Annotated in this window: 22 protein-coding genes; 12 read left to right on the forward strand and 10 right to left on the reverse strand. The window is 45.6% G+C overall.

Annotation, left to right across the window (positions count from 1 at the left end; genetic code table 11):
- Positions 1 to 177 precede the first annotated feature (177 nt).
- The 5 genes from SIO70_RS04730 to SIO70_RS04750 all read right to left on the reverse strand — a co-directional run bounded on the left by SIO70_RS04730 (position 178) and on the right by SIO70_RS04750 (position 3,983).
- A complete protein-coding gene (locus SIO70_RS04730; protein ID WP_083721950.1) occupies positions 178 to 885 on the reverse strand; it encodes a response regulator transcription factor in 708 nt (235 codons plus the stop codon).
- Positions 886 to 925: 40 nt separating this feature from the next.
- Positions 926 to 1,942: a sensor histidine kinase gene (locus SIO70_RS04735; RefSeq protein WP_320579824.1), complete on the reverse strand. Its 1,017-nt coding sequence runs from the start codon at positions 1,940 to 1,942 to the stop codon at positions 926 to 928.
- Complete coding sequence (locus SIO70_RS04740) at positions 1,923 to 2,429, reverse strand: gliding motility lipoprotein GldH (protein ID WP_320579825.1); 507 nt, start codon at positions 2,427 to 2,429, stop codon at positions 1,923 to 1,925. The genes SIO70_RS04735 and SIO70_RS04740 overlap by 20 nt, the downstream gene beginning before the upstream one ends.
- Positions 2,430 to 2,453: 24 nt before the next feature.
- Positions 2,454 to 3,329: a YicC/YloC family endoribonuclease gene (locus SIO70_RS04745; RefSeq protein ID WP_083721947.1), complete on the reverse strand. Its 876-nt coding sequence runs from the start codon at positions 3,327 to 3,329 to the stop codon at positions 2,454 to 2,456.
- Between the two features lie 63 nt (positions 3,330 to 3,392).
- Positions 3,393 to 3,983: a pseudouridine synthase gene (locus SIO70_RS04750; RefSeq protein ID WP_320579826.1), complete on the reverse strand. Its 591-nt coding sequence runs from the start codon at positions 3,981 to 3,983 to the stop codon at positions 3,393 to 3,395.
- Between the two features lie 102 nt (positions 3,984 to 4,085).
- On the opposite strand from SIO70_RS04750, the gene SIO70_RS04755 reads away from it, so the two are divergent.
- The 12 genes from SIO70_RS04755 (at position 4,086) to SIO70_RS04810 (ending at position 17,274) form a co-directional block, all read left to right on the forward strand.
- Positions 4,086 to 4,766 (forward strand): Crp/Fnr family transcriptional regulator, encoded by a 681-nt coding sequence (locus tag SIO70_RS04755; RefSeq protein WP_235643547.1) that lies wholly within the window; start codon positions 4,086 to 4,088, stop codon positions 4,764 to 4,766.
- 112 nt (positions 4,767 to 4,878) lie between these two features.
- Complete coding sequence (locus SIO70_RS04760) at positions 4,879 to 7,278, forward strand: heavy metal translocating P-type ATPase (protein WP_320579827.1); 2,400 nt, start codon at positions 4,879 to 4,881, stop codon at positions 7,276 to 7,278.
- Between the two features lie 202 nt (positions 7,279 to 7,480).
- Positions 7,481 to 7,705: a cbb3-type cytochrome oxidase assembly protein CcoS gene (ccoS, locus tag SIO70_RS04765; RefSeq protein WP_320579828.1), complete on the forward strand. Its 225-nt coding sequence runs from the start codon at positions 7,481 to 7,483 to the stop codon at positions 7,703 to 7,705.
- A gap of 64 nt (positions 7,706 to 7,769) precedes the next feature.
- Positions 7,770 to 9,878, forward strand: coding sequence for a cytochrome-c oxidase, cbb3-type subunit I (ccoN, locus tag SIO70_RS04770; protein WP_320579829.1), 2,109 nt, complete (start codon positions 7,770 to 7,772; stop codon positions 9,876 to 9,878).
- An 11-nt stretch (positions 9,879 to 9,889) separates the two neighbouring features.
- Positions 9,890 to 10,054, forward strand: coding sequence for a CcoQ/FixQ family Cbb3-type cytochrome c oxidase assembly chaperone (locus SIO70_RS04775; RefSeq protein WP_320579830.1), 165 nt, complete (start codon positions 9,890 to 9,892; stop codon positions 10,052 to 10,054).
- A 13-nt stretch (positions 10,055 to 10,067) separates the two neighbouring features.
- The gene (locus SIO70_RS04780) at positions 10,068 to 11,171 is read left to right on the forward strand and encodes a cbb3-type cytochrome c oxidase N-terminal domain-containing protein (protein ID WP_320579831.1); all 1,104 of its coding nucleotides are present in this window, start codon (positions 10,068 to 10,070) and stop codon (positions 11,169 to 11,171) included.
- Between the two features lie 67 nt (positions 11,172 to 11,238).
- Complete coding sequence (gene ccoG, locus SIO70_RS04785; protein ID WP_320579832.1) at positions 11,239 to 12,621, forward strand: cytochrome c oxidase accessory protein CcoG; 1,383 nt, start codon at positions 11,239 to 11,241, stop codon at positions 12,619 to 12,621.
- Positions 12,622 to 12,640: 19 nt separating this feature from the next.
- Entirely contained in the window at positions 12,641 to 13,078 is a 438-nt protein-coding gene (locus SIO70_RS04790; RefSeq protein ID WP_320579833.1) for a FixH family protein, read from the forward strand.
- 15 nt (positions 13,079 to 13,093) lie between these two features.
- Positions 13,094 to 13,807 carry a sulfite exporter TauE/SafE family protein gene (locus SIO70_RS04795; RefSeq protein WP_320579834.1) on the forward strand — a complete coding sequence of 238 codons (714 nt, stop codon included), beginning with the start codon at positions 13,094 to 13,096 and terminating at the stop codon, positions 13,805 to 13,807.
- A 5-nt stretch (positions 13,808 to 13,812) separates the two neighbouring features.
- Positions 13,813 to 15,171 carry an oxygen-independent coproporphyrinogen III oxidase gene (gene hemN, locus SIO70_RS04800; protein ID WP_320579835.1) on the forward strand — a complete coding sequence of 453 codons (1,359 nt, stop codon included), beginning with the start codon at positions 13,813 to 13,815 and terminating at the stop codon, positions 15,169 to 15,171.
- Between the two features lie 435 nt (positions 15,172 to 15,606).
- Positions 15,607 to 16,551 (forward strand): UDP-3-O-(3-hydroxymyristoyl)glucosamine N-acyltransferase, encoded by a 945-nt coding sequence (locus SIO70_RS04805; protein WP_320579836.1) that lies wholly within the window; start codon positions 15,607 to 15,609, stop codon positions 16,549 to 16,551.
- Positions 16,552 to 16,611: 60 nt separating this feature from the next.
- Positions 16,612 to 17,274, forward strand: coding sequence for a hypothetical protein (locus SIO70_RS04810; protein WP_320579837.1), 663 nt, complete (start codon positions 16,612 to 16,614; stop codon positions 17,272 to 17,274).
- Here SIO70_RS04810 and SIO70_RS04815 read toward each other — a convergent pair.
- The 5 genes from SIO70_RS04815 to SIO70_RS04835 form a co-directional block, all read right to left on the reverse strand.
- Positions 17,260 to 18,252, reverse strand: a complete 993-nt coding sequence (locus SIO70_RS04815; protein ID WP_320579838.1) for an SDR family NAD(P)-dependent oxidoreductase — start codon at positions 18,250 to 18,252, stop codon at positions 17,260 to 17,262. The two genes, SIO70_RS04810 and SIO70_RS04815, sit on opposite strands and share 15 nt — an antisense overlap.
- A 19-nt stretch (positions 18,253 to 18,271) precedes the next feature.
- Positions 18,272 to 19,132, reverse strand: coding sequence for a 3-hydroxyacyl-CoA dehydrogenase NAD-binding domain-containing protein (locus SIO70_RS04820; protein WP_320579839.1), 861 nt, complete (start codon positions 19,130 to 19,132; stop codon positions 18,272 to 18,274).
- A 105-nt stretch (positions 19,133 to 19,237) separates the two neighbouring features.
- Entirely contained in the window at positions 19,238 to 20,266 is a 1,029-nt protein-coding gene (gene pheS, locus SIO70_RS04825; RefSeq protein WP_083721931.1) for a phenylalanine--tRNA ligase subunit alpha, read from the reverse strand.
- Between the two features lie 24 nt (positions 20,267 to 20,290).
- Positions 20,291 to 20,980 carry a response regulator transcription factor gene (locus tag SIO70_RS04830; RefSeq protein WP_320579840.1) on the reverse strand — a complete coding sequence of 230 codons (690 nt, stop codon included), beginning with the start codon at positions 20,978 to 20,980 and terminating at the stop codon, positions 20,291 to 20,293.
- Between the two features lie 16 nt (positions 20,981 to 20,996).
- Positions 20,997 to 22,385, reverse strand: coding sequence for a HAMP domain-containing sensor histidine kinase (locus SIO70_RS04835; RefSeq protein WP_320579841.1), 1,389 nt, complete (start codon positions 22,383 to 22,385; stop codon positions 20,997 to 20,999).
- Positions 22,386 to 22,437 lie beyond the last annotated feature (52 nt).

Raw genomic sequence — 22,437 nt, forward strand, 5'->3', positions numbered from 1 at the left:
AATAACAATATCCGTCAAATACCCCGAAGGCGAAAGCAACACTTCTTACAAGGCAGTATTTATGCTAAAAACGGTGTGATTTGGCCGGTAAGTGGTAGGGGAATCAGGGGTTATAATAAAAAATTGCGAAATACGTGAACCGCACTTCGCAATTAACAGGTTAGCCAGCAGGGAGGACTATTCTGTAAACTTGTAGCCTACGCCTCTTACTGAATGGAAATATCTTGAGTTCCGGCTGTCTTCTTCGAAGTACTTGCGGAAGTTGAGGATAAAGTTATCAATCGTACGGGTGGTAGGATATACGTTGTAACCCCATACCACCTGAAGGATCTTTTCTCTGGTAACAACTTCGCCTTTATTTTCGATCAGTAGCTTAAGGAGCATGGTTTCTTTTTTGCTCAGCTCATAGTGTTTACCATCTTTGCCGATGCACTCCTGCGCGGCAAAATCAATTTGATTATCACCGAAATGGTAGACATTCGAGACTGAGTCCTTATCCTGGATCTTCTTATTTTTTAGGATCAGTTTTTCTACACGCAGCAGCAGCTCTTCCAGGTTGAAAGGCTTGGTCATGTAGTCGTCGCCACCTTTTTTCAGACCCAGTACGCGGTCTGCACTACTGTTCTTGGCACTGAGGAAGAGGATGGGCACTTCATTGTTTTGGATACGGATGTTTTCGCACACGGCAATGCCATCCATTTCCGGCAACATTATATCCAGTATGATCAGGTCGAAATACTCGTTTTTCACCGCCTTTAAAGCAGCGGTTCCATTATCTACAGCCGTAACTTCATAGCCTTCCAGCTCCAAATTCAGCTTGAGGGCTTCCTGAAGATTCTCTTCATCTTCTACCAGTAGTATGGATGCTTTTGTAGCTTCCTTCATAGTTTAAATTTCGATAAGCTTAAATTACTGATAATGTAATTTACGCCGTTTGTACGGAATATACCGGCCATGTGATTTCAAAACATGCTCCGGCAGGTACATTATCTTTTACGATGATAGTGCCTCCATGTTGCTGTACGATCCTTCTGGTAAGGAAGAGGCCCAACCCGGAGCCTTTGGCCTTGCGGGTATTTTCGTTGCCAATACGGTAAAACTTAAGGAAGATCCTTTCCCGTTCATCTACAGGGATGCCTGGTCCTTCATCTTTCACTACCAGCCTAAGCTGGCCGGCATTTTCCTCTAACCGTACGTCTATGACCGTATTTTTGGGTGCATATTTAGCAGCATTCTCTACGAGGTTGTTCAGTGCTATCTGCAGCATGAACTTGTCACCATTCAGCCATACATCAGGCAAAATATGTGCCTGTATGGAGTGCGTGGCTATTCTACCTTTGATTTCCTTTACGCCATTGATCAGCAATTCAGAAAAATTGAGGTCTTCGCGGAACAGCTTATAACGGTCTGATTCCATTTGGGATGCCAGCAGTATATTATTACACAGCTGATCAAGACGATTGGTTTCGCGAATGGTATTGTCTAGTAGTTTGAACCGCTTTTCTTCATCCAGTCTATGTTTACGAAGGGTTTCCAGATTGAGTTTGGCGGCAGCGATAGGGGATTTCAGTTCGTGTGTTACGGCCATCATGAAGTTCTGCTGCTGTTGTGAGAGCTTCAATTGTTTGTAGATGGAGCGGTATACAAAGAAACCACCCATTAAAATGATGGCCAGAAAAATAATTCCCTCCCCGATGAACATGACAGTACGGCGGTATTCTGTTGTTTGTATCCGTGCCAGTTCCTGTTGATATTCTACCGGATGTGCAACACTGTCAGTTCTCAGCACCAGGTTCTGGATTTCGAAGCGGGATATCTGTTCACTTTGCATAAACAGGAGCACACCCCACCATACGAGTGCCAGGATCGTGTATGCAAGTACAAACAGATAGATGACGGAAATGGCTTTTCCGTCCTGTAATTTATTGAGTAGCTTTTTCATTGGTCCGTAAACCGGCTTTCTCCACCCGTAAGCCAACATTCATGATATCCGGAAGCGGATTTTGCCGCATATTTTGTTCAAAGGTAAACTTATAAACACCTGGTTTGTTCAGTATTGCATGTTGCTGAATGGGGATCTGGTGTTCATAAATATCGTCCAGTCCACTACCCAGCCATTTACCGGTCATATCAGCAAGGGGCAGTTCTACCCTCTGTGGTATTGGTTGTTCGCCCGGAAACTGGGTATTGATCAGCAGGTAAATATTGCTATAGGGGTATGCATCCTTGTGGCGGATATTCACATAGATGTTATACAAATAGGCTGTATCTGCCGGTTGCAGTGTGACCTCAAATGCTGGCTTATAGCTGTAGGCCCATTCATGCCCCGGGATCTCCAGGTTCTTTTCATAGGTGTCCATCTTCATGGGCTCGCAGGAAGCTGCTACCAGCAACATTCCTACAGCCATCATCCGGAAGAATTTATTCATATACTATTGCGATACGGTTTTTTATTACAGCACATTCAGCACCTGCTCTTTCGCTTTTTCCAGCTCATCTTTCATGAGCACTACCCATTGCTGGATGTTGGCATCATTGGCTTTAGAACCGGTCGTATTGATTTCACGACCTACTTCCTGTAATACGAATCCCAGTTTTTTACCTTTGGAAGGTTCTGCTTCTTTCAGGATTTCTTTGAAGTAGCGGCAGTGGTTTTCAAGTCTTACCAGTTCTTCAGAGATGTCCAGTTTTTCTAAATAAAATATAAGTTCCTGTTCCAGGCGATTCTCATCTATGTTTTCTTTACCTACATATTCTGCCAGCAGAGATTCGAGTCTGGTTCTTACCCTGTCTTTACGCTGAGGATCCAGTTCTCTTACCTTGATGGTGTAGTTTTCAATGTTCTCTATGCGTGTGAGCAGGTCCGCAGCCAGCACAGAACCTTCGTCAAGGCGATGGGCGTCCAGGTCGGAAATAGCCTGTTTCAGTGCTGTTTCAACTTCCTGCCACTCTTCTTCAGAAATCTGCTCATTAGCAGGACTCACCACTTCGGGAAGCTTCATCAGCACATTGAGCATATCTTCTTTAGGCAAATTCAGTTCATCGGCCAGTGTGGTGATAGACTGATGATAGAACTTTGCCAAGTCTGTATTAATGACCACCGGACGGTTTGCACCGTTTTGTCTGATATTGACACTGGCATCCAGTGTACCACGTACTAACGTTTGTTGCAGCTGGTTGCGTATATCAAACTCGTAGGGCTTTAACAACGGGGAAATTTTCAGGTTGACTTCAAACTGTTTTCCATTTAGTGATTTAATTTCTACCACTATTGTTGTCTCTCCCCGGGTGATTTCAGCCCTTCCGAAGCCGGTCATTGATTTCAGCATAATAGAGATTTGTAAGCAACAAACCTACCTAAATTAGGCCAAAGCGCAAAGAAACGTTAAAGATCAGGCTTTAAAGAGCAGGTCATAGAGCTCCTGCCTGCTGTATTCCCTGATGTCGCCCGGCTGCAAACCTGCTATGGTAGCCTTACCTATCCGGTAACGTATAAGTCTCAACGTTGGAAACCCAACGGCAGCGGTCATTTTCCTGACCTGCCTGTTTTTTCCTTCCTTCAGGGACAATTTTATCCACGGGGCGGGAATGCTCTTACGGAAACGAATAGGAGGGTTACGATCCGGGACCTCCGGATCTTCCGGAAAAAGGGAGGCCTTGCAGGGAAGGGTTTTGTACATTTTACCATCTATATTGATAGGTACTCCCTGACTCAGCTTTTGCACAGCAGTGTCGGTGACTGCTCCATCTACCTGTACCCAGTATTCCCTTTCGTGTGCAAATTTCGGATCCAGAAGGCGGTGATTGAGGCCCTTGTCATTGGTCAGCACCAGGAGGCCTTCACTATCGTAATCTAAACGTCCTACCGGGTAAACATCCGGGGGAACTTTAAAAAAATCTCCCAGGCTGGCTTTCCCTTCTTCTTTGCCGAAACGGGTAAGTACCTGGAAAGGTTTATATATTATATAATAATTAAATGCCATAAGGAATGCTCCCGGATGTGATTTTTTGCAGGTTTTAATCCACTAAATTAGTAATTTTGGAGATTGAACACTATGTGTACGCCTTTCCATAATGCCTCGTGTATGAACTGTCAGGATCGCTTTGGATCAATTTTATTCAAAGCTGAAAAGTGCAATCTGGAAGAGATAGACGCCGCCAAAGTATGCTCCACCTACAAAAAAGGAGAAGTAGTATTCCAGGAAGGCACCTATCCCTTCGGCATTTACTGCGTAAATACCGGCAAAATTAAGCTCTCTCATTCAGGAGATGATGGCCGCGAACAGATTGTCAGGTTGGCTAAGCCAGGTGACATCATCGGCTACAAGGCACTTCTATCTGCGGAAAGGTATACAGCTTCTGCTATTGCGCTGGACGATTCTTCCGTTTGCTTTATTCCCAAAGACCTTTTCATGAGCATCCTGCAAAAAGACGCTAACCTCTCTTTCGAGATGATGCGCATCATTGCCAGCGAGCTCCGTAAAGCCGAGACCAAGATCACCCACCTGGCCCAGAAGCCGGTGCGGGAAAGACTGGCCGAAACCCTCCTCTTCATCAAGGAAACTTACGGCGTAGAGCAGGATGGCACTACTCTGAATGTGCGCCTGAGCCGTGAAGAGATCGCCAACCTGGTAGGCACTGCCACCGAATCGGCCATCCGCCTGCTTTCCGAATTCAAAAAAGACGGTCTGATTGAGCTACAGGGTAAGAAAATCCGCCTGCTCAACCAGGAAGAAATCACCAAAACCGCCAACCTGCAGGACTAATTATCACCGTCCTGTCATTTCCTTTATTTCCTGATTGTTGTCAGCCCCGTTCTTGACTCTTGTCATTTTTCCCCCTTCGCATTGCCGGTATTTTTGCACCAAATCCTTTATCATGGCTACATTTACCGCCGTTCCTGGGATAGAAGTGGAGTGTGAACATTGCGGAGAGGCCTGTGCTGACACTACTATCATTATTGGGGATAAGACCTTTTGTTGTCAGGGATGTAAACTAGTGTACGAACTGCTCAATGAGAATGACCTTTGTGAATACTATAATTTAAATAATAAACCCGGACTTGCTCAAAGGATACCTGTCAGGAAGGACAAATTTGCCTTTCTTGACGACAATAAAATCCAGCAGCAACTGATCCAATACAGGGATGATGATCATACGCACATCACTTTTTACATTCCACATATTCACTGCAGCTCCTGCCTCTGGTTGCTGGAGAACCTGCACAGGCTGGATAGCGGGGTTGAAAGCGTAACGGTAAACTTTACCCGCAAGGAAGCGCGTATCGTATACTGGCAGTCGCAGACCACCCTTCGCCGCATTGCCGAAATACTGACCAGCATCGGCTACGAACCCTATATCAGCCTGCAGGATATGCAGAAAAAGAAACCGCGCGTACAGCGGGACCTGATATACCGGCTCGGCGTAGCCGGTTTCGCCTTTGGTAATATCATGCTGCTCAGTTTTCCTGAGTACTTTGGTAACTATGGTTATTCCGATGCGAAAATGAATGAGATCTTTAGAATACTGAATGTGACACTATCACTGCCCGTATTCTTTTATAGTGCTCAGGTATTTTTCAAATCGGCCTGGAGTGGCCTCAAGACAGGTTTTCTTAACATTGACGCCCCCATCGTACTCGCCATCGTTGTCACCTTTGTACGCAGCCTGGTCGATGTGATGTCAGGCACTGGCTCCGGTTATTTCGACTCAATGACCGGTATCGTTTTTTTCATGCTGATCGGTAGAATTCTGCAGGACAAGACTTACCAGGGATTATCATTTGACAGGGATTATACCTCTTATTTCCCGTTAGCCATTACAATTATAAAAGATGGAAAGGAAGTGCCTACAGCACTTCCTGACATCAAAGTAAATGACACCTTACTCATTCACGACAATGAGCTGATACCTGCAGATGGTATTCTGGTACGCGGTACTGCCCTCGTAGATTATAGCTTTGTAACAGGAGAGTCGGTGCCTGTGAGCAAATCAATAGGAGAGATCGTGTATGCAGGAGGTAAACAGTTAGAAGGAAACATCGAGATACTGACGATCAAGGAAGTGGCGCAAAGTTACCTGACCAGTCTCTGGAACAGGGATGAACTGAAGCAGAAAGCGACCCGTCAGGAATCATTCATTCACCTGGTAGCACGTAACTTCACCTGGTTGTTGCTGGCAATTGCAGCGATGTCAGCCCTTTACTGGTGGAAGTTTGACCATACGAGGATCTGGCCGGCAGCAACGTCTATCCTGATTGTAGCCTGTCCGTGTACGTTACTTTTAGCTGCTTCTTTCACCAATGGTCACATTCTCCGTATTCTGAGCAGACATAAATTGTACCTGCGCAATGCGGGTGCCATAGAAAGACTGGCTGGTATTACCGACATTGTATTTGATAAAACAGGTACGCTGACCGGCAACAAGGATATCCCTGTCACCTGGCATGGGCCTACACTTTCAAGGGCCCAGATCATGAGCATCGCCTCTGTGGCGGCTCAATCTACTCACCCGCTCAGTAAACTGATCAGCGCTTTTTATCACAACATTCCAAGGGTGCCTGTAAGTGGGTTCAAAACCACCACTGGTTTGGGCGTGAGTGGATACATCCAGGAAGATGCCATACTGCTGGGCAACGCCTCCTTTACAGGCACCCGCACTGCTACTACGCACAACGATGGTAGCATTGTATACGTAGCTATCAACGAGCAGCCGCTGGGATATTTCCTGATCGGTAACCAATACCGTGAAGGCATTAGTACGCTGCTGCAAAGCCTGAGAACAAAGGGGTACAGCCTCTCCCTGCTCTCTGGCGATAATGACCGGGAAGCGGACTATCTGAAATCATTGATGGGAGAAGACGCAACGCTCCGCTTTACCCAACAACCACAAGACAAACTAAACTACATACTGGACCTGCAAACGAAGGGCAGACGTGTGCTGATGATCGGCGATGGTCTCAACGATGCAGGCGCACTGAAACAGAGTGATGTAGGTATTTCATTAACCGAAGACAGCAACAACTTTACACCCGCGAGTGATGGGATCCTGGAAGCAGGACAACTGACGAGATTACCGAAGTTTATCAGGATCTGTATAGCGAACAAACGGATCATTGTCATCAGCTTTGTAATCTCCCTGATCTATAACGTGATCGGGTTGTCATTTGCAGTGCAGGGTATCTTATCACCACTTACAGCGGCGATTCTGATGCCGGCGAATTCTATCAGCATGATATTACTCTCATATGGCCTGAGCGAATGGGCCGACAGACGCTAAAAACAGGCCATTACTTTTTCCGGAAACCTGCCTTTGCCTTAGGGAGCAAAGGCGGGTTTTCAGGGTTCTTCTACTCAATTTATTAAAGCAGGATACTGCTCAATGAGTGCACTGATTTATATCAGCGAATTCCTTGAGCGGCATCATCGTCCCCGCAACCGTAGTAGGCTAGCTTTGTTCATGGAAATTAAAACAACTCACCATGAGCGTGATCATTTTATTACTAGGAGCCAGTCTACTGGTAGCGATATGTTTCCTGGCGGCCTTTATATGGTCGGTAAGAAGCGGACAGTTTGAAGATCATTTCTCGCCGGCCCATCGAATTCTTTTTGAGCACAAGCCAACCGAACACGCCAGCGGATCTACACCACCAGCACCACCTTGTAACAACAACAGCACTGCCACTCCACCTAATTGTAAGCAATAAGTAATCAGCAACAGGAAGTTTAATTTTTTTCTACGATCAACTCGTCATCCGTAATCGCACAAATATGTCTCTTGAAAAATTTGCGTACGACAACCGTACCGTGAAATGGTTTGCATATGCCAGTATCGGCTGGGGGCTTATTGGTATGCTGGCAGGTCTTTGGGCCGCGCTGGCACTGGTACTCCCGGGAATTAACCTGGACTTTGCACCGACGACCTTTGGCCGTATCCGGCCCGTTCACACCAATGCTGTCATCTTCGCTTTCGTAGGTAACGGTATTTTCATGGGTGTGTACTATTCACTTCAACGCTTGTGTAAGGCACGCATGTACAGCGACCTGCTGAGCAAAATTCACTTCTGGGGCTGGCAGACAATTATTGCCTGTGGAGCCCTTTCGCTGTTCATGGGTTATACTACCGGTAAGGAATATGCCGAGCTGGAATGGCCACTGGATATTGCTATCACACTTATCTGGGTTGTATTTGGAGCGAACATGCTGGGTACGATTCTGAAAAGGAGAGAAGCCCACCTGTATGTAGCCATCTGGTTCTACATTGGTACATGGGTAGCTATTGCCATGCTGCACATCATCAACTCATTCGAGTTGCCACTGAGCTTCATGAAGAGTTACTCCTGGTATGCCGGTGTGCAGGATGCACTGGTGCAATGGTGGTATGGTCACAACGCAGTTGCGTTCTTCCTGACCACTCCTTACCTGGGCCTCATGTACTACTTTGTGCCTAAAGCTGCGAACAGACCTGTGTATTCCTATCGCTGGTCTATCATCCACTTCTGGGCGCTGATCTTTATTTACATCTGGGCTGGTCCTCACCACCTGTTATATACTGCTCTTCCTGAATGGGCACAGTCACTGGGTACTGTATTCTCCATCATGCTGATCGCTCCATCATGGGGTGGTATGCTGAATGGTCTGCTCACGCTGCGTGGTGCCTGGGATAAAGTAAGGGAAGATGCTATACTGAAATTCTTTGTGGTAGCACTGACCTGTTATGGTATGTCTACATTCGAAGGTCCGATGCTCTCCCTGAAAAACGTAAATGCTATCAGCCACTATACCGACTGGACTATCGCTCACGTACACGTAGGTGCACTGGGTTGGAATGGCTTCCTGACCTTCGGTATCCTGTACTGGATGCTACCACGTATTTTCAGCACTGAACTGTACAACCGCAAATGGGCAAATACTCACTTCTGGCTGGGTACCCTGGGTATCATTTTCTATGTGATCCCAATGTATTGGGCTGCTTTCACTCAGAGCATGATGTGGAAAGAGTTTACTGCTGAAGGACAGTTGAAATATCAATTCCTTGAAACAGTTCACACGGTTGTTCCAATGTATGCATTGCGTGCTGTAGGTGGTGTATTCTACATCTCTGGTGTGATACTGATGATCGTGAACCTGGCGAAGACTATCAGCCGTGGTACGTTTGTAGCAGACGAAGCTGCAGAAGCACCTGCACTGCCAAAAGTGATAGAGGTATATGGTAAAGCTCACTGGCACAACTGGATCGAACGTCGTCCAATTCAAATGGCAATATTCAGTCTGATCGTAGTTGCGATTGGTGGTTTACTGGAACTGGTGCCTACCTTCCTGGTAAGGAGCAACATTCCTACTATCTCCAGCGTAAAACCTTATACTCCGCTTGAACTGCATGGCCGTGACATTTACATCCGCGAAGGTTGTTATACCTGTCACTCCCAGATGATCCGTCCTTTCCGGGATGAGGTAGCCCGTTATGGTGAATATTCCAAAGCAGGTGAATTTGTGTACGATCACCCGTTCCAATGGGGTTCAAAACGTACCGGTCCGGATCTGGCCAGAATAGGTGGCAAGTATCCTGACTCATGGCATTACAATCACATGCTGGATCCAACCTCTATGTCTCCAGGTTCTATCATGCCACGATACCCATGGTTATTTGAAGACAGACTGGATAAGACCAGGACACCAGCCATGATCAATGTAATGCGTAAACTCGGTGTACCGTACGCGCCAGGATATGAAAATCAGGCAACCGCAGATCTGGAAAAACAAGCAAACGAAATTGCCGGTTCTCTGGAAAAAGAAAAACTGCATGTTGGTAAAGACCGTGAAATCGTAGCGTTAATTGCTTATCTGCAAAGGATGGGTAAGGATATCAAAACGAAATAAACTGATTTATCATGAAGTTCATAAACTATCTGCAATCCATCACCGGTGTAACCATTTACCCGATGATATCGCTGGTCCTCTTTTCGCTGTTCTTTATAGTAGCGGCCATCTGGGCATTCAAAGCACCAAAAAATATGGTGGACCACATCAGTAATATCCCATTAGACGAAAGCTGAAACCTGACCAACAATGAAGAAAAGACTTTTTAATACAACACTGTTGTTCTCACTGCTGGCCAGCTTACCTGCGGCTGCGGAAGAATACACCTCCTACAAGCCAGATGGTCCGTCAGAACTGGGCCACCCTGTAGCTATCGTACTCCTTACCGTGATCGTAGGCCTGTTCATCGCTATTGTAATATTGGGTAGTGCTGTTATTGGTGCTATTGACATCTATAAGGAGCGACTGAAAAACAGTAAAGCACTCCTGATCGGAGGCTTACTGGTAGGCTGCCTCTTTTCAGCTTCTGGCGCTATGGCACAGGAAGCAGTGACAACAACAGCCACAACAAACATTATCAGCGGTCTGTCCACAACATCCTTTTACCTGCTGATCTCTGTAATCGGCCTTGAACTCCTCGTTATCATTGCTCTGCTGTATGCGCTTCGTATCCTGGTGGGTATTAAGAGCAGGCGTAAAGTAAGAGCTGAGAAAGCTGAAAAAACAGTAGCTGAAGGCAAAAAAAGTATCCACTGGCTGGAAAAGCTGAATGACACCAAGAGTCTGGATGCTAACTCTGAAGCTGAAGCAGACATGGGCCACGATTACGATGGTATCCATGAGCTGAACAATCCAACACCTCCATGGTGGAGATACGGTTTCTACATCAGTATTGCATTTGCCGTAATATACCTCTGGCGATTCCAGGTTGCTCACTCAGCACCATCACAGATAGAAGAGCTGGCCATTGCCAATGCGAAAGCGGATGAGGCAAAAGCTGCCTATCTGAAAAATGCGGCGAACAACGTGGATGAAAATACTGTGAAACAACTGACCGATCCTGCAGATCTGGCTGCTGCGGCCAAACTTTTCGCGAGCAATTGTGCTCCCTGCCATGGCCCTCAGGGTCAGGGTGTGGTAGGACCCAACCTCACGGATGACTACTGGATACATGGTGGAACGATCAACAAGGTATTCACGACTATCAAATATGGTATTCCTGAAAAAGGGATGAAGTCATGGAAAGATGACTTCTCTCCCGGACAGCTGGCACAGTTAGCAAGCTATGTAAAGAGTATCCATGGCACTAACCCTCCTAATCCGAAGGAGCCACAGGGTAATCTGGAAAAATAATCTTTCACGGGCCGGACTGACCGGTTAAACGGAAATCAGTCCCGGCCCACATTTTAACGCGTTCACAATGGATACAACGTTTCGAGACAGTTTGGCGACTGTGGATAAACAAGGGAAACGCAATTGGATTTATGCACAGAGACCTAAGGGTAAACTTTATAATGCGAGAAGTATTCTTAGCTATCTCTATTTCATTGCGTTTTTTGCCGGACCGTTTATTCAGATAAACGGCCGGCCCCTTTTTTTGATTAACGTAGTAGAAGGCCGTTTTATCCTCTTCGGCGCTCTTTTCTGGCCCCAGGATTTCTTCATCTTCGGGTTGGCAATGGTTGCCTTTATTCTCTTTATAGTCATCTTTACGATGGCCTTTGGCCGCCTTTTTTGCGGTTGGGCATGCCCCCAGACTATCTTTATGGAAATGCTATTCCGAAAGATAGAATACTGGGTAGAAGGTGATGCGGCTGCACAGCGGGTACTGAATCAAGCCCCCTGGACTACAGACAAGATATTCAAAAAGACCAGTAAACACGTGTTATTTTATACGCTTTCATTCGTGATCGCCAACACCTTTCTGGCTTACATTATAGGCTTAGACAACCTTTCGCGCATTATTACGGGACCTGTAACTGAACATATTGGTGGTCTTACGGCCATACTCATTTTTGCAGGCATTTTTTATGGAGTTTTTTCTTTTTTCAGGGAGCAGGTATGTACTATTGTCTGTCCGTATGGCCGTTTACAAGGCGCATTGCTGGACAAGAATTCCGTGATCGTAGCTTATGATTACTCAAGAGGAGAACCCAGAAGCCATTTTAAGAAACAAAAGGATGCTGCCTTCGGGGATTGTATCGACTGTGCACAATGTGTAAAGGTGTGCCCCACAGGTATAGATATCCGTAACGGCACCCAGCTGGAATGCGTAGGCTGTACCGCCTGTATCGATGCTTGTAATTTCATGATGGCGAAAGTGAACAGACCTTTGAACCTGATCCGTTACGCATCAGAAGATGGTATTGCCAACAAAAAACCGCTGACGATCACCGCCCGTATGAAAGTGTACAGCAGTATCCTGGTACTGATTCTTACCGCCATCACTTTTATGCTGGTAAGCAGACAACCGGTAGGCGGCGATATCATCCGTGCTGGAGGTATGTTATACCAGGAGAGAGGAGAGGACAGCGTATCCAACCTGTACAATATAAAACTGATCAACAAAACGACAGCGGATATTCCGCTGACGTTGAGACTGGAAGATATAGCAGGTCGTATACAATCAATTGGCGCTTCTGTGATCAAAGTAAAATCGGAATCACAGGGAGAAGGCACCTTCTTTATCGTATTACCCAAAAGTGCGATCAGGAAAAGAAAAACTGTACTGCATGTAGCATTATATGCAGGCGACAAGAAAACCGGTTCCATCAAAACTACTTTCCTGGGACCGATCCAATAACTTTTATAAACTAATCATCATGAACTGGGGACATAGCATCATCGTTGTATTCGTTCTTTTTGCCGCCGGTATACTCACATTGGTTACCAAGAGTATGCATGCACATGTGGAAATGGTGAACAATGACTATTATGCGGAAGAGCTGAAATACCAACAGGTGATAGACGGACGTAAAGAAGCAGCACTGCTGTCGGCACCGGTGAAGATCGATCAGGCCGGCGATCATATAGATGTGACTTTCCCTCCAGAAATGCAGGGAACTCCACTGAGTGGTAAGATCCTTTTCTACAAAGCTGCGGATTCCCGTCAGGATGTAACAGTTCCGCTCCGCGCTGGTGTAGAAGGTACTATGAGCATCAGCAAACAGAAACTGAAAAAGGGCGATTATCAGGTTCAAATGGAATGGGATGCCAAGGGCAAACACTACGTCCAGGAAGAGAATATATCGGTGAACTAATTTAAACAGCACACTATGTTCCTGACATTTCTTTATGCGCTTTCGCTGGGTTTTATAGGCAGTTTTCACTGCATAGGTATGTGTGGGCCGATAGCGCTTACGTTGCCGGTTCAGCACCTGGAAGGCACGCGCAGGCTGGGAGGCATATTACTGTACAATGCAGGACGAGTGAGCGCTTATACAGGCCTTGGCATCTTTTTCGGATGGCTGGGCAGACAATTTTATCTCGGTGGCCTGCAGCAATGGCTTTCTATTACAGTAGGAGGGTTATTGCTGCTGGTCATTTTTTTTCAGTATGGATGGAAGTCATTCCGTCTCCCTGCAATAGGAGGATTTTATACTAAAAGAATTAAATCAATCCTTGGCAACTTACTTCGCCAACGTCGTTTCAGTACACTTTATGCAATCGGTTTTTTCAACGGCTTACTGCCCTGTGGGTTGGTTTACTTCGCCATAGCAGGCGCGATCGCAACAGGTGCAACCTGGCAGGGAGCACTGTTTATGACTGCTTTTGGAACGGGTACCTTACCGGCGATGATAGCGGTAAGCTGGTTCACAGAGCTGATCAGTCTGCGCTTCCGTAACCGTATCAGACGTTTCATACCCGTAATAGCAGGCATTATGGCCATCTTGCTGATCATGCGTGGCCTGAACCTGGGCATTCCGTATATCAGCCCGGTACTTTCTCCTCAGGAAGAGCGGGTTACTTTACACTGTATTAAACCTTGACTACAATGACTCTCATTCAGAAATATAATACCGCTGCTCCACGGTACACCAGTTATCCTACCGTTCCCTACTGGGATGAATCAACCTTTGATGCTACAAGATGGAAACAATCCCTGCAGGAGTCTTTTAAGGCGACCAACTCAACCGAGGGTATCAGCATTTACATACACCTTCCTTATTGCGAAAAGTTGTGCACTTACTGTGGATGCAACAAGCATATAACCATCAATCATGGGGTAGAAAAGCCCTATATGGACGCTATCTTACGGGAGTGGGGCCTCTACCTCAAACTGTTTGAAAAACGCCCGAGAATACGCGAAATTCACCTTGGAGGAGGTACCCCTACTTTCTTCAGTGCCGACAACCTGGCGCAACTCATCAGTGGTATTTATGAATATGCTGACCTGATCTCTGATGCGTCTCTGAGTTTTGAAGGGCATCCCAATAATACCACTGTGGCACATATGCAAACCCTGTACAATTTAGGGTTCAGACGTATGAGTCTGGGCATCCAGGATTTTGATCCAAAGGTGCAGGATATCATCAACCGTATACAACCTTTTGAAACGGTTGAACGGGTTACCAACGAGGCAAGGGAGATTGGATTTACCTCCATTAACTATGACCTGGTGTATGGTTTGCCTTTACAAACGATGGCAAGTGTACAGGATACCATTAATAAGATTATTAATCTGGGTCCGGACAGGATCTCGTTCTATAGCTATGCACACGTACCCTGGATCAAGGGAAATGGTCAGCGCAAGTATTCTGAAGCAGACCTGCCTAAGGATGAAGAAAAACGCGCGCTATATGAATTGGGCAAAACGATGTTTGCTGAAAATGGGTATACAGAAATAGGAATGGATCACTTTGCCCGTCCACATGATTCCCTGTACCGCTCAGCGCAGGAGGGTACCCTTCACCGCAACTTTATGGGTTATACAGATCACCATACTTCACTGATGATAGGCTTAGGTGCATCATCTATCGGCGATAGCTGGTATGCTTATACACAAAACGAGAAGACGATCGATCGCTGGATGGAAAGGGTAAACAACGATGACTTTCCGGTAGTAAGAGGGCATATTCTTAGTACTGAAGACCTGTTACTTCGTCGACATATTCAGGCACTGATGTGCAATTTTGAAACTACCTGGAACAAGGCCGATGTGCAGTGTGATGCGATTGTAGAAGGTTTGCAAAGACTGCAGGAACTTGAAAGGGATGGGTTGGTTGCAGTAAAACCAAGAAAGGTTTTTGTAACAGAAAAGGGACGTCCTTTTATTCGTAACATCTGTATGGCATTTGATGCTCGTTTATGGCGCAGACAACCACAATCACAGCTATTCAGTAGTGCCATCTAAATCTTATTGACTTCATTCTTATTGCTTTACGTTGAATGTGTATCCTGAGATTGGAATTTTTTCCAAAAAATGGAATAACCATGCTATGATAAATTATCACATAATTGTGATAGAACGATCGGCTGAAATATTGATGAATAAAGGGTTTGAGCGGGCATAAAAAAAGTCTGACCGTTTTTTACAATCAGACTTTCTTGTTATGTGAATGGGTTAGTAAGTACAGGGAACAAAAATTCCCTACACAATATTAAAAAGAATTTTATCACAAAAGAAAAAAAATGCAAACTTTTTTATTCACACCACTAAAAAAAGTGTGGATAACAACAGTCAAAAAGTGCAGCTGAAAGATTTTTTGTGCCGGTTATCAAACCCAATTTACACAAACGATAATATCCCGATTCTCACCTACCTTTGTTGCACTAAACAGCAGAATATATGAAGTTCAATGCTCCAATACCGGTAACCGAAATCGCTGCATACATAGGCGCAGAGCTGGAAGGCAACGATCAGCAAATGGCAACCGGCATTAACGAAATACATAAGGTTACTCCGGGTGATATTTCATTTGTAGACTTTGAAAAGTACTATGATAAGTGTCTGCGTTCCGCAGCAACAATTATTATCATCAATAAAAAAGTTGACTGTCCTCCCGGTAAAACATTGCTTGTATTACCAGATCCGTTCAGTGCTTATGTTAAAATTGTGAAAAGGTTCCGTCCTTTTGAACCAGCGACCAAACCCATCAGCGATTCCGCGAAAATAGGGAAGGACACTATCATCCAGCCAAATGTGTTCATCGGAAATCACGTTACTATCGGAGAGAACTGTCTTATTCATCCCAACGTTACCATCTACGATCATACAGTAATTGGCAACAACGTAATCATTCATGCAGGCACCGTGATTGGCGCAGATGCATTCTACTTTAAGAAAAGAGCAGACAGGGAAGTGATGTATGATAAGATGGAAAGCTGCGGTCGCGTGATCATTGAAGACGATGTGGAAATCGGCGCTGGCTGTACCATTGACAAGGGTGTAAGTGGTGATACTATCATTGGTCGCGGTACTAAGTTTGACAATATGATTCATATCGGTCATGGTACCGTGATTGGTCGTAACTGTCTCTTTGCTGCACAGGTAGGAATCGGTGGTAAAGCTCATATTGAAGACAATGTGATCCTCTGGGGTCAGGTAGGTGTATCCAAAGATCTGGTGATCGGTAAGGGAGCTGTGGTGCTGGCACAAAGTGGTGTACCAGCTTCACTGGAAGGAGGGAAAACGTACTTTGGTTCTCCGGTAGAAGATGCACGCGTGAAGATGAAGGAACTGGCATGGATCAAACGTATCCCTGAAATCTGGGAGAAATTAATGTCTAAATAAACGCTTTTGTAAAATAGCTTCTGCAGGGTAGCAGAAGCTATTTTTTTATACATTTGGAACATGCTTTTCCGAACATTGCTTCTCCTGTTTTCAACCCTGACTGCAGTAGCCCAGAAAGGGCTTACCGAAATCCCTGTCACTATCAAAGACGGCTGGTTTACTGCCAAAACAATTTCTTTCGATAAGTATACCACGGGCGACCGTAAAAACGGTATTGATCAACCCACTTCCTTCTCCTTCATAAAGAACCCAATTGACGCCTTCAACTTTCAGCTTCTATGTGATACCTGCAACAAAGGGAGTAAGGCGTATATTCAGGCGCTATTTACCCCTCGCATCGCTTTCTCAGATCGTTCGTTGCCATCCTTACTGGAACATGTTGAGGCTAACAATAAACTTACTTATATCGTCATCCAGGTTGCCGATTCTTCTTTGGGTAACTGGGAAATGATCCTCCGGAATATGACTTACCTGGACCTGAACGACAACAAACAGGCAGGCATACTCCGCTCTTCACTGGGAGAGTTCAAAGTCACCGCTAATAACCATTTTGGTATCGTAAATTCTTATGAAAATATCCGGTACGAATTTGTGTACCGGAAGAAGGTAGTGGCGGCCGTCATACCCGGTAATAATCCCCGGGTATGGTTAGACCTGAATAATTTGAAAGAGGAGCAGCGCATTGTAGTTGCAGCAGCAATGGCTGCATTATTGCTGAGATGAGGACTGCATTTTTTCCAGGTAAGCTTTACTCATACGGGCCACCGTTTCTTTCAGTGGTGTAAACGCAAAGTCCGGCAATACTTCCTTTATCTTCCCGTTGTTGTAGTATACTTTCAGTTGTGCTGTATGCGCAGTTTCTTTTGTTAACACGGCCTTTTTCCCGGTGATCTTACTTTTCAATGTTTCTATGCGCCATACTATCTCTGCCTGCCATGGTTTCACCAGTTTATGCGGCGGCTTCTTGCCCAGGTGGATCGCCATTTCTGTAAACAGGTCTACATATCGCCAGTTGTCTGCAGAGATTACAAAACGCTGACCGCTTACATTGCTTTCCATAAGGCGTATCATCACTTCAGCTACATCTTCCACATCTGTGAAACCAGTGATTCCTTCTGTATAATAAGGGAATTCTTTCCAGGCACTTTTGATGAGCAGACCGGAACCATCTTCCCAGAAATCTGGTCCCAGAATAATAGATGGATTCACGATGGCAGCAGGTAATCCTTCTGCAATACCTCTCCATACTTCCATTTCTGCCCTATACTTACTTACGGCATATTGTGAGTTGTGATGACTATCCTGCCATTCAGTATTTTCATCGATCATCTGCCCGGTCTTTGCACGACCCAGGGCCGCTACGGAACTCACATGCACCAGTTTTTTCACGCCAGCATCCAGCGCCAGGTTCACCACATTGGCAGTACCATCTATGTTCACTTTCATTATCTGCTCACGCGCTTCCGGACGGAATGATACCACACCTGCACAGTGATAGACTTTTTCAACACCTTCCATGGCTTCTTCCAGTGCGACTACATCCAGTACATCACCTTTGATCCAGGTGATTTTGTCTGCAATGTCTTTGAGCTGTTCAGGAATTTCCTTGCGGTATAATGCCCTTACAGGTACGCCTGTTTTCACCAGTTTTCGTAATAAATGACTGCCTAAAAATCCGGTTCCTCCTGTTACTAATATCATGTAATCTTGTTCCGTTTGTCTAAAGATAATTATAAAACCCTTTCCCGGTTTTCTTTCCTAAATCACCTGCCTGCACACAGGCTATCTGCAATGGACTCGGCGTAAAGCGGGGAGCCTTTGCAAATGCATCGTACAATGATTGCGTCACGGCCAGGTTTACATCGTTGCCAATCAGGTCCATCAGGGTAAAAGGGCCCATTCTGAAGCCTGCACTTTCCAGCAGGCGATCTATTGTTTTGTATTGAGCAATTCCTTCCGTTGCAACCTGCATGGCTTCTAAATAATAATGCCGGGCAACCCTGTTTACAATAAAACCGGGAGTATCCCTGACTTGTACCGGTGTTTTACCCATTTTAGCTGCTAATGCATGCAACAGTTGTGCAACACTATCCGTTGTTTTTTCGCCACTCACAATCTCCACCAGTTTCATAACCGGTGCGGGATTAAAAAAGTGCATGCCAGCTACCCGTTCGGGATGAGGCACCGCCGCTGCAATGGATGATATGGAGAGTGAAGAAGTGTTCGAAGCGAAGATCGTGTACTCATTATTCACAGCCGCTAATTCCCGAAATAGCGCTGTTTTAATATCGGTTTTTTCCACAATGGCCTCTATGATCACATCTGCCTTTACATCGCCGGTATGTGCCGTAAAATGCAGGCGTTGCATGATCTGGACGGCCATTCCTTCCTCCAGTTTTCCTTTCTGCTCCAGGGTGGATAATTGACTACTGATCTGTTGTCTGGCTTTGTCCAGCATAGCTGGTTGTACATCGAACAATACTGTGTTAAAACCGCTTGCAGCGGCTAACTGTGCTATGCCGGCGCCCATTGTGCCAGCACCGCATACAGCGATCGTTTGCATTTGTTCCAGGTGGATCATCTTCGTCTTTTGGGGGTAAAAAAAGAAAAACAGGAGAAAAGGCGTATGGATAATTCAATTGCGCGCTTTTCTCCTGTTTGTAAATATATTCAAATATGCTTGTTGCTAGACAGCTCCTTCAAATTGTTCCAGGAATCGAACATCATTTTCTGAGAACAACCGTAGATCCTTAATCTGGTATTTCAGCATGGTAATGCGTTCTATACCCATACCGAAGGCAAAACCAGTGTATTTTTCAGGATCGATACCACAATTCTCCAACACCTTTGGATGCACCATACCACAACCCAGGATTTCTACCCAACCGGTATGCTTACATACGTTACAACCCTTACCACCACAGATGTGGCAGGAAATATCCATTTCTGCACTTGGCTCAGTGAACGGGAAGTAGGAAGGACGGAAGCGGATACGGATATCTTCGCCAAACAGCTCTTTTACGAAGTGATAGAGCGTTTGTTTCAGATCGGCGAAAGAAACGTTTTCATCAATGTACAATCCTTCTACCTGGTGGAAGAAGCAGTGTGCACGGGCAGAAATAGTTTCATTGCGGTATACACGTCCGGGACAGATGATACGGATAGGCAGCTCACCTTTTTCCATTGCCCTTACCTGTACGGAAGAAGTATGAGTGCGCAGCAACCAGTCCGGTGCCTTGCTGATGTAGAAAGTATCCTGCATATCCCTCGCCGGGTGATTTTCCGGCAGGTTCAGTGCGGTAAAGTTATGCCAGTCATCTTCTATTTCAGGCCCTTCTGCAATCGCAAAACCCAGGCGTTCAAATATGCTGATGATGTTATTTCTTACTATGCTGATAGGATGACGGGTACCCAGGCGGTGAGGTTCCGCAGGCAGGGTAAAGTCCGCATCGGTAGCGGCAGCACCGGCACCATCTTTCAGGTGTTCAAATTGCGCATAGCGCTCTTCTACGAATTGCTTAAACCCGTTGAGCAGTAAACCGAATTCTCTTTTCTGCTCTTTGGGTACGTTCGCCATTTCTCCGGATATAGCTTTTACAATCCCTTTGGTACCAAGGAATTTGATACGGAATGCTTCCAGGTCGGCAGCTGTGGCCGGTTCGAATGCCTGGATTTCCTGTTTGTAGGCAGCTATTTGCTGTTCTATGTGATCCATAAGACAGCAAAGATAATGATATACTCAGAAAATTAATTTATAACCCACACCCCGGATGTTGACAATTTGTACCCTGGGGTCGTCTTTGAGGTAGCGGCGCAATTTGGTGATGAAAACATCCATGCTACGGGCGTTGAAAAAGCTGTCGTCGCCCCACAAATCCAGCAGTATACTCTTCCTTTCTATTACCTGGTTCAAATTTTCTGACAGGCGCCGCAGTATCTCGGCTTCCCGGTGGGAGAGGAAAGCCGTTTCGTGATTGCGGGTCAGGGTTTGCTTGGTGTAGTTGAAGTGGTACTGGCCAATCTGGATTACATCGGAACCAGAAGCCTCCTGTGCTGCCGGCTGATCATTGAACCGCTGCAGCAAAGCTTTGATCCTTACAATCAGCTCATCCATACTGAATGGCTTTTTCAGATAGTCATTGCCTCCCAGTTCGAATCCTTTTACCACATCCGCAGTCTGGGATTTAGCCGTGAGAAAGATAATCGGGGTCACTTTGTCCTGTTTCCTGATTTCTGTAGTAACAGTGAAGCCGTCCATGTTTGGCATCATGATATCCAGCACGACCACATCTGGTTTGTGCTGCTGGTACAAATCCAGTCCTTCCTTTCCGTCAGACGCGTAGAGCATTTCAAAGCCACGCATTTCCAGACTATCTTTTACGATTTGTCCCAGTTGCCATTCGTCTTCTATCAATAATACTTTAGCCATAGTTACAGATTTAATCTCAGACAGGTATCTGGATGATAAATTCGCTGCCTTTGTCCGGTTCACTGTGTACAGTGATACTACCATCGTGCAGCTCTACTATTTTCCTGACATAACTGAGGCCCAGTCCGAATCCCTTTACATTGTGCAGGTTGCCGGTCGGTACCCGGAAGAAAGTATCAAAAATACTTTCCTGGTATGTTTTAGGAATACCTATGCCATTATCTTTTACCCGAATGATCAAGTTACCGTTTTCTATTGAACTACGGATGTTTACCACGGGTAATTCTCCTGAGTACTTGATGGCGTTGTCCACAAGGTTATTGATCGCATTTGACAGGTGGGTACGGTCTACATTTACCAGCCGCTCACCGATCAGGTTATCATACCTGAATTGCACGGATCTGTTGGTTTTGAGCTGATGGTTAGTAATGATCGTATCCATGATTTCGTTGATGTCCGTTTCTTCTTTGTACAGCTCTATTTCTTCTCTTTCTTCCGATGCGATGTGTAATACTTTTTCAACCAGGTCAGACAACCTTTGCAACTCCTGCTTGGAGATGTCGAGGTAAGTTTGCGTTTTGCGCTGATCGTTGAGGGCATTGAAATTCTGCATGGCTTCCACAGCTGCATATACAGTAGCGATAGGCGTTTTCAGCTCATGCGTCATATTGTTGATGAAATCATTCTTTACCTCTGAGAGTTTCTTTTGTTTCAGGATGGTACGCAACATGTAGATAAAGCAGATCGTCGTCAGCACCAGCAAAACAAAGGAACCTGCCAGGGTCCAGACCATCTTGGCCAGGATGTATTGCATGGGTGATTTAAACACTGCCTGAACAAAAAGGTTGCTTGCAGGGTTGAACGGTATCTTACTTGTCTTTTGTGGACCCCTTCTGCGCAGACTATCGCGGAAACTTTCCCTGGCAAAACCTTCAAAGTTGATATGAAAAGTATCCAGGCGGAAATCAGTTTTGATCTGACGGCCGTGGAGTTCTGCGCTAAAGATGGAGTCCAGCTTTATCAGTTTGACACTATCGCTGGTAATATTGTTCAGGAGCAGGAAATCGGAAATTTGTCTGGCTAAGGTATCGGCATACACACGGTTGGGATTCTGATGAGGACCGGCATGATCATTCGCATCGACAATTAAGTGCATGCGCCCTTCGCGCCCTTCACCTTCTTCCGGACCTGGAGGAGGGATATCGCCACCAGGGCCTCTCATGCTGTCTCCATGCTCTCTGTTAAAGCGCCTGAAGTACCGGCGTACGTCGGCAAACTGTTTGTTGTAAACAGCTGTACGCAATGATTCGTTAATATCTTTACTGAACTGATCTAACTGTACGTGATAGGAGTTATATAACCAGTATCCCTGGAACATGTAGATGCCTAGAATGCATATACACATGAGTATCAGAATGTTTCGGATCCGCTGGCGCATTATATCAATGAATTTATCA

The sequence above is a fragment of the Chitinophaga sancti genome (assembly GCF_034087045.1).
GTDB lineage: Bacteria > Bacteroidota > Bacteroidia > Chitinophagales > Chitinophagaceae > Chitinophaga > Chitinophaga sancti_B.

Excerpts from the sequence above, each read along its gene's own strand:
- pheS (WP_083721931.1), bottom strand. The coding sequence starts at position 20,266 with ATGGATCACATAGAACAGCAAATAGCTGCCTACAAACAGGAAATCCAG.
- SIO70_RS04745 (WP_083721947.1), bottom strand. The coding sequence starts at position 3,329 with ATGCTGAAATCAATGACCGGCTTCGGAAGGGCTGAAATCACCCGGGGA.
- SIO70_RS04830 (WP_320579840.1), bottom strand. The coding sequence starts at position 20,980 with ATGGCTAAAGTATTATTGATAGAAGACGAATGGCAACTGGGACAAATC.
- SIO70_RS04820 (WP_320579839.1), bottom strand. The coding sequence starts at position 19,132 with ATGATCCACCTGGAACAAATGCAAACGATCGCTGTATGCGGTGCTGGC.
- SIO70_RS04795 (WP_320579834.1), top strand. The coding sequence starts at position 13,094 with ATGTTCCTGACATTTCTTTATGCGCTTTCGCTGGGTTTTATAGGCAGT.
- SIO70_RS04815 (WP_320579838.1), bottom strand. The coding sequence starts at position 18,252 with ATGATATTAGTAACAGGAGGAACCGGATTTTTAGGCAGTCATTTATTA.
- SIO70_RS04735 (WP_320579824.1), bottom strand. The coding sequence starts at position 1,942 with ATGAAAAAGCTACTCAATAAATTACAGGACGGAAAAGCCATTTCCGTC.
- ccoN (WP_320579829.1), top strand. The coding sequence starts at position 7,770 with ATGTCTCTTGAAAAATTTGCGTACGACAACCGTACCGTGAAATGGTTT.
- SIO70_RS04810 (WP_320579837.1), top strand. The coding sequence starts at position 16,612 with ATGCTTTTCCGAACATTGCTTCTCCTGTTTTCAACCCTGACTGCAGTA.
- SIO70_RS04775 (WP_320579830.1), top strand. The coding sequence starts at position 9,890 with ATGAAGTTCATAAACTATCTGCAATCCATCACCGGTGTAACCATTTAC.
- SIO70_RS04805 (WP_320579836.1), top strand. The coding sequence starts at position 15,607 with ATGAAGTTCAATGCTCCAATACCGGTAACCGAAATCGCTGCATACATA.
- SIO70_RS04760 (WP_320579827.1), top strand. The coding sequence starts at position 4,879 with ATGGCTACATTTACCGCCGTTCCTGGGATAGAAGTGGAGTGTGAACAT.
- hemN (WP_320579835.1), top strand. The coding sequence starts at position 13,813 with ATGACTCTCATTCAGAAATATAATACCGCTGCTCCACGGTACACCAGT.
- ccoG (WP_320579832.1), top strand. The coding sequence starts at position 11,239 with ATGGATACAACGTTTCGAGACAGTTTGGCGACTGTGGATAAACAAGGG.
- SIO70_RS04750 (WP_320579826.1), bottom strand. The coding sequence starts at position 3,983 with ATGGCATTTAATTATTATATAATATATAAACCTTTCCAGGTACTTACC.
- ccoS (WP_320579828.1), top strand. The coding sequence starts at position 7,481 with ATGAGCGTGATCATTTTATTACTAGGAGCCAGTCTACTGGTAGCGATA.
- SIO70_RS04755 (WP_235643547.1), top strand. The coding sequence starts at position 4,086 with ATGAACTGTCAGGATCGCTTTGGATCAATTTTATTCAAAGCTGAAAAG.
- SIO70_RS04740 (WP_320579825.1), bottom strand. The coding sequence starts at position 2,429 with ATGAATAAATTCTTCCGGATGATGGCTGTAGGAATGTTGCTGGTAGCA.
- SIO70_RS04790 (WP_320579833.1), top strand. The coding sequence starts at position 12,641 with ATGAACTGGGGACATAGCATCATCGTTGTATTCGTTCTTTTTGCCGCC.
- SIO70_RS04730 (WP_083721950.1), bottom strand. The coding sequence starts at position 885 with ATGAAGGAAGCTACAAAAGCATCCATACTACTGGTAGAAGATGAAGAG.
- SIO70_RS04835 (WP_320579841.1), bottom strand. The coding sequence starts at position 22,385 with ATGTGTATATGCATTCTAGGCATCTACATGTTCCAGGGATACTGGTTA.
- SIO70_RS04780 (WP_320579831.1), top strand. The coding sequence starts at position 10,068 with ATGAAGAAAAGACTTTTTAATACAACACTGTTGTTCTCACTGCTGGCC.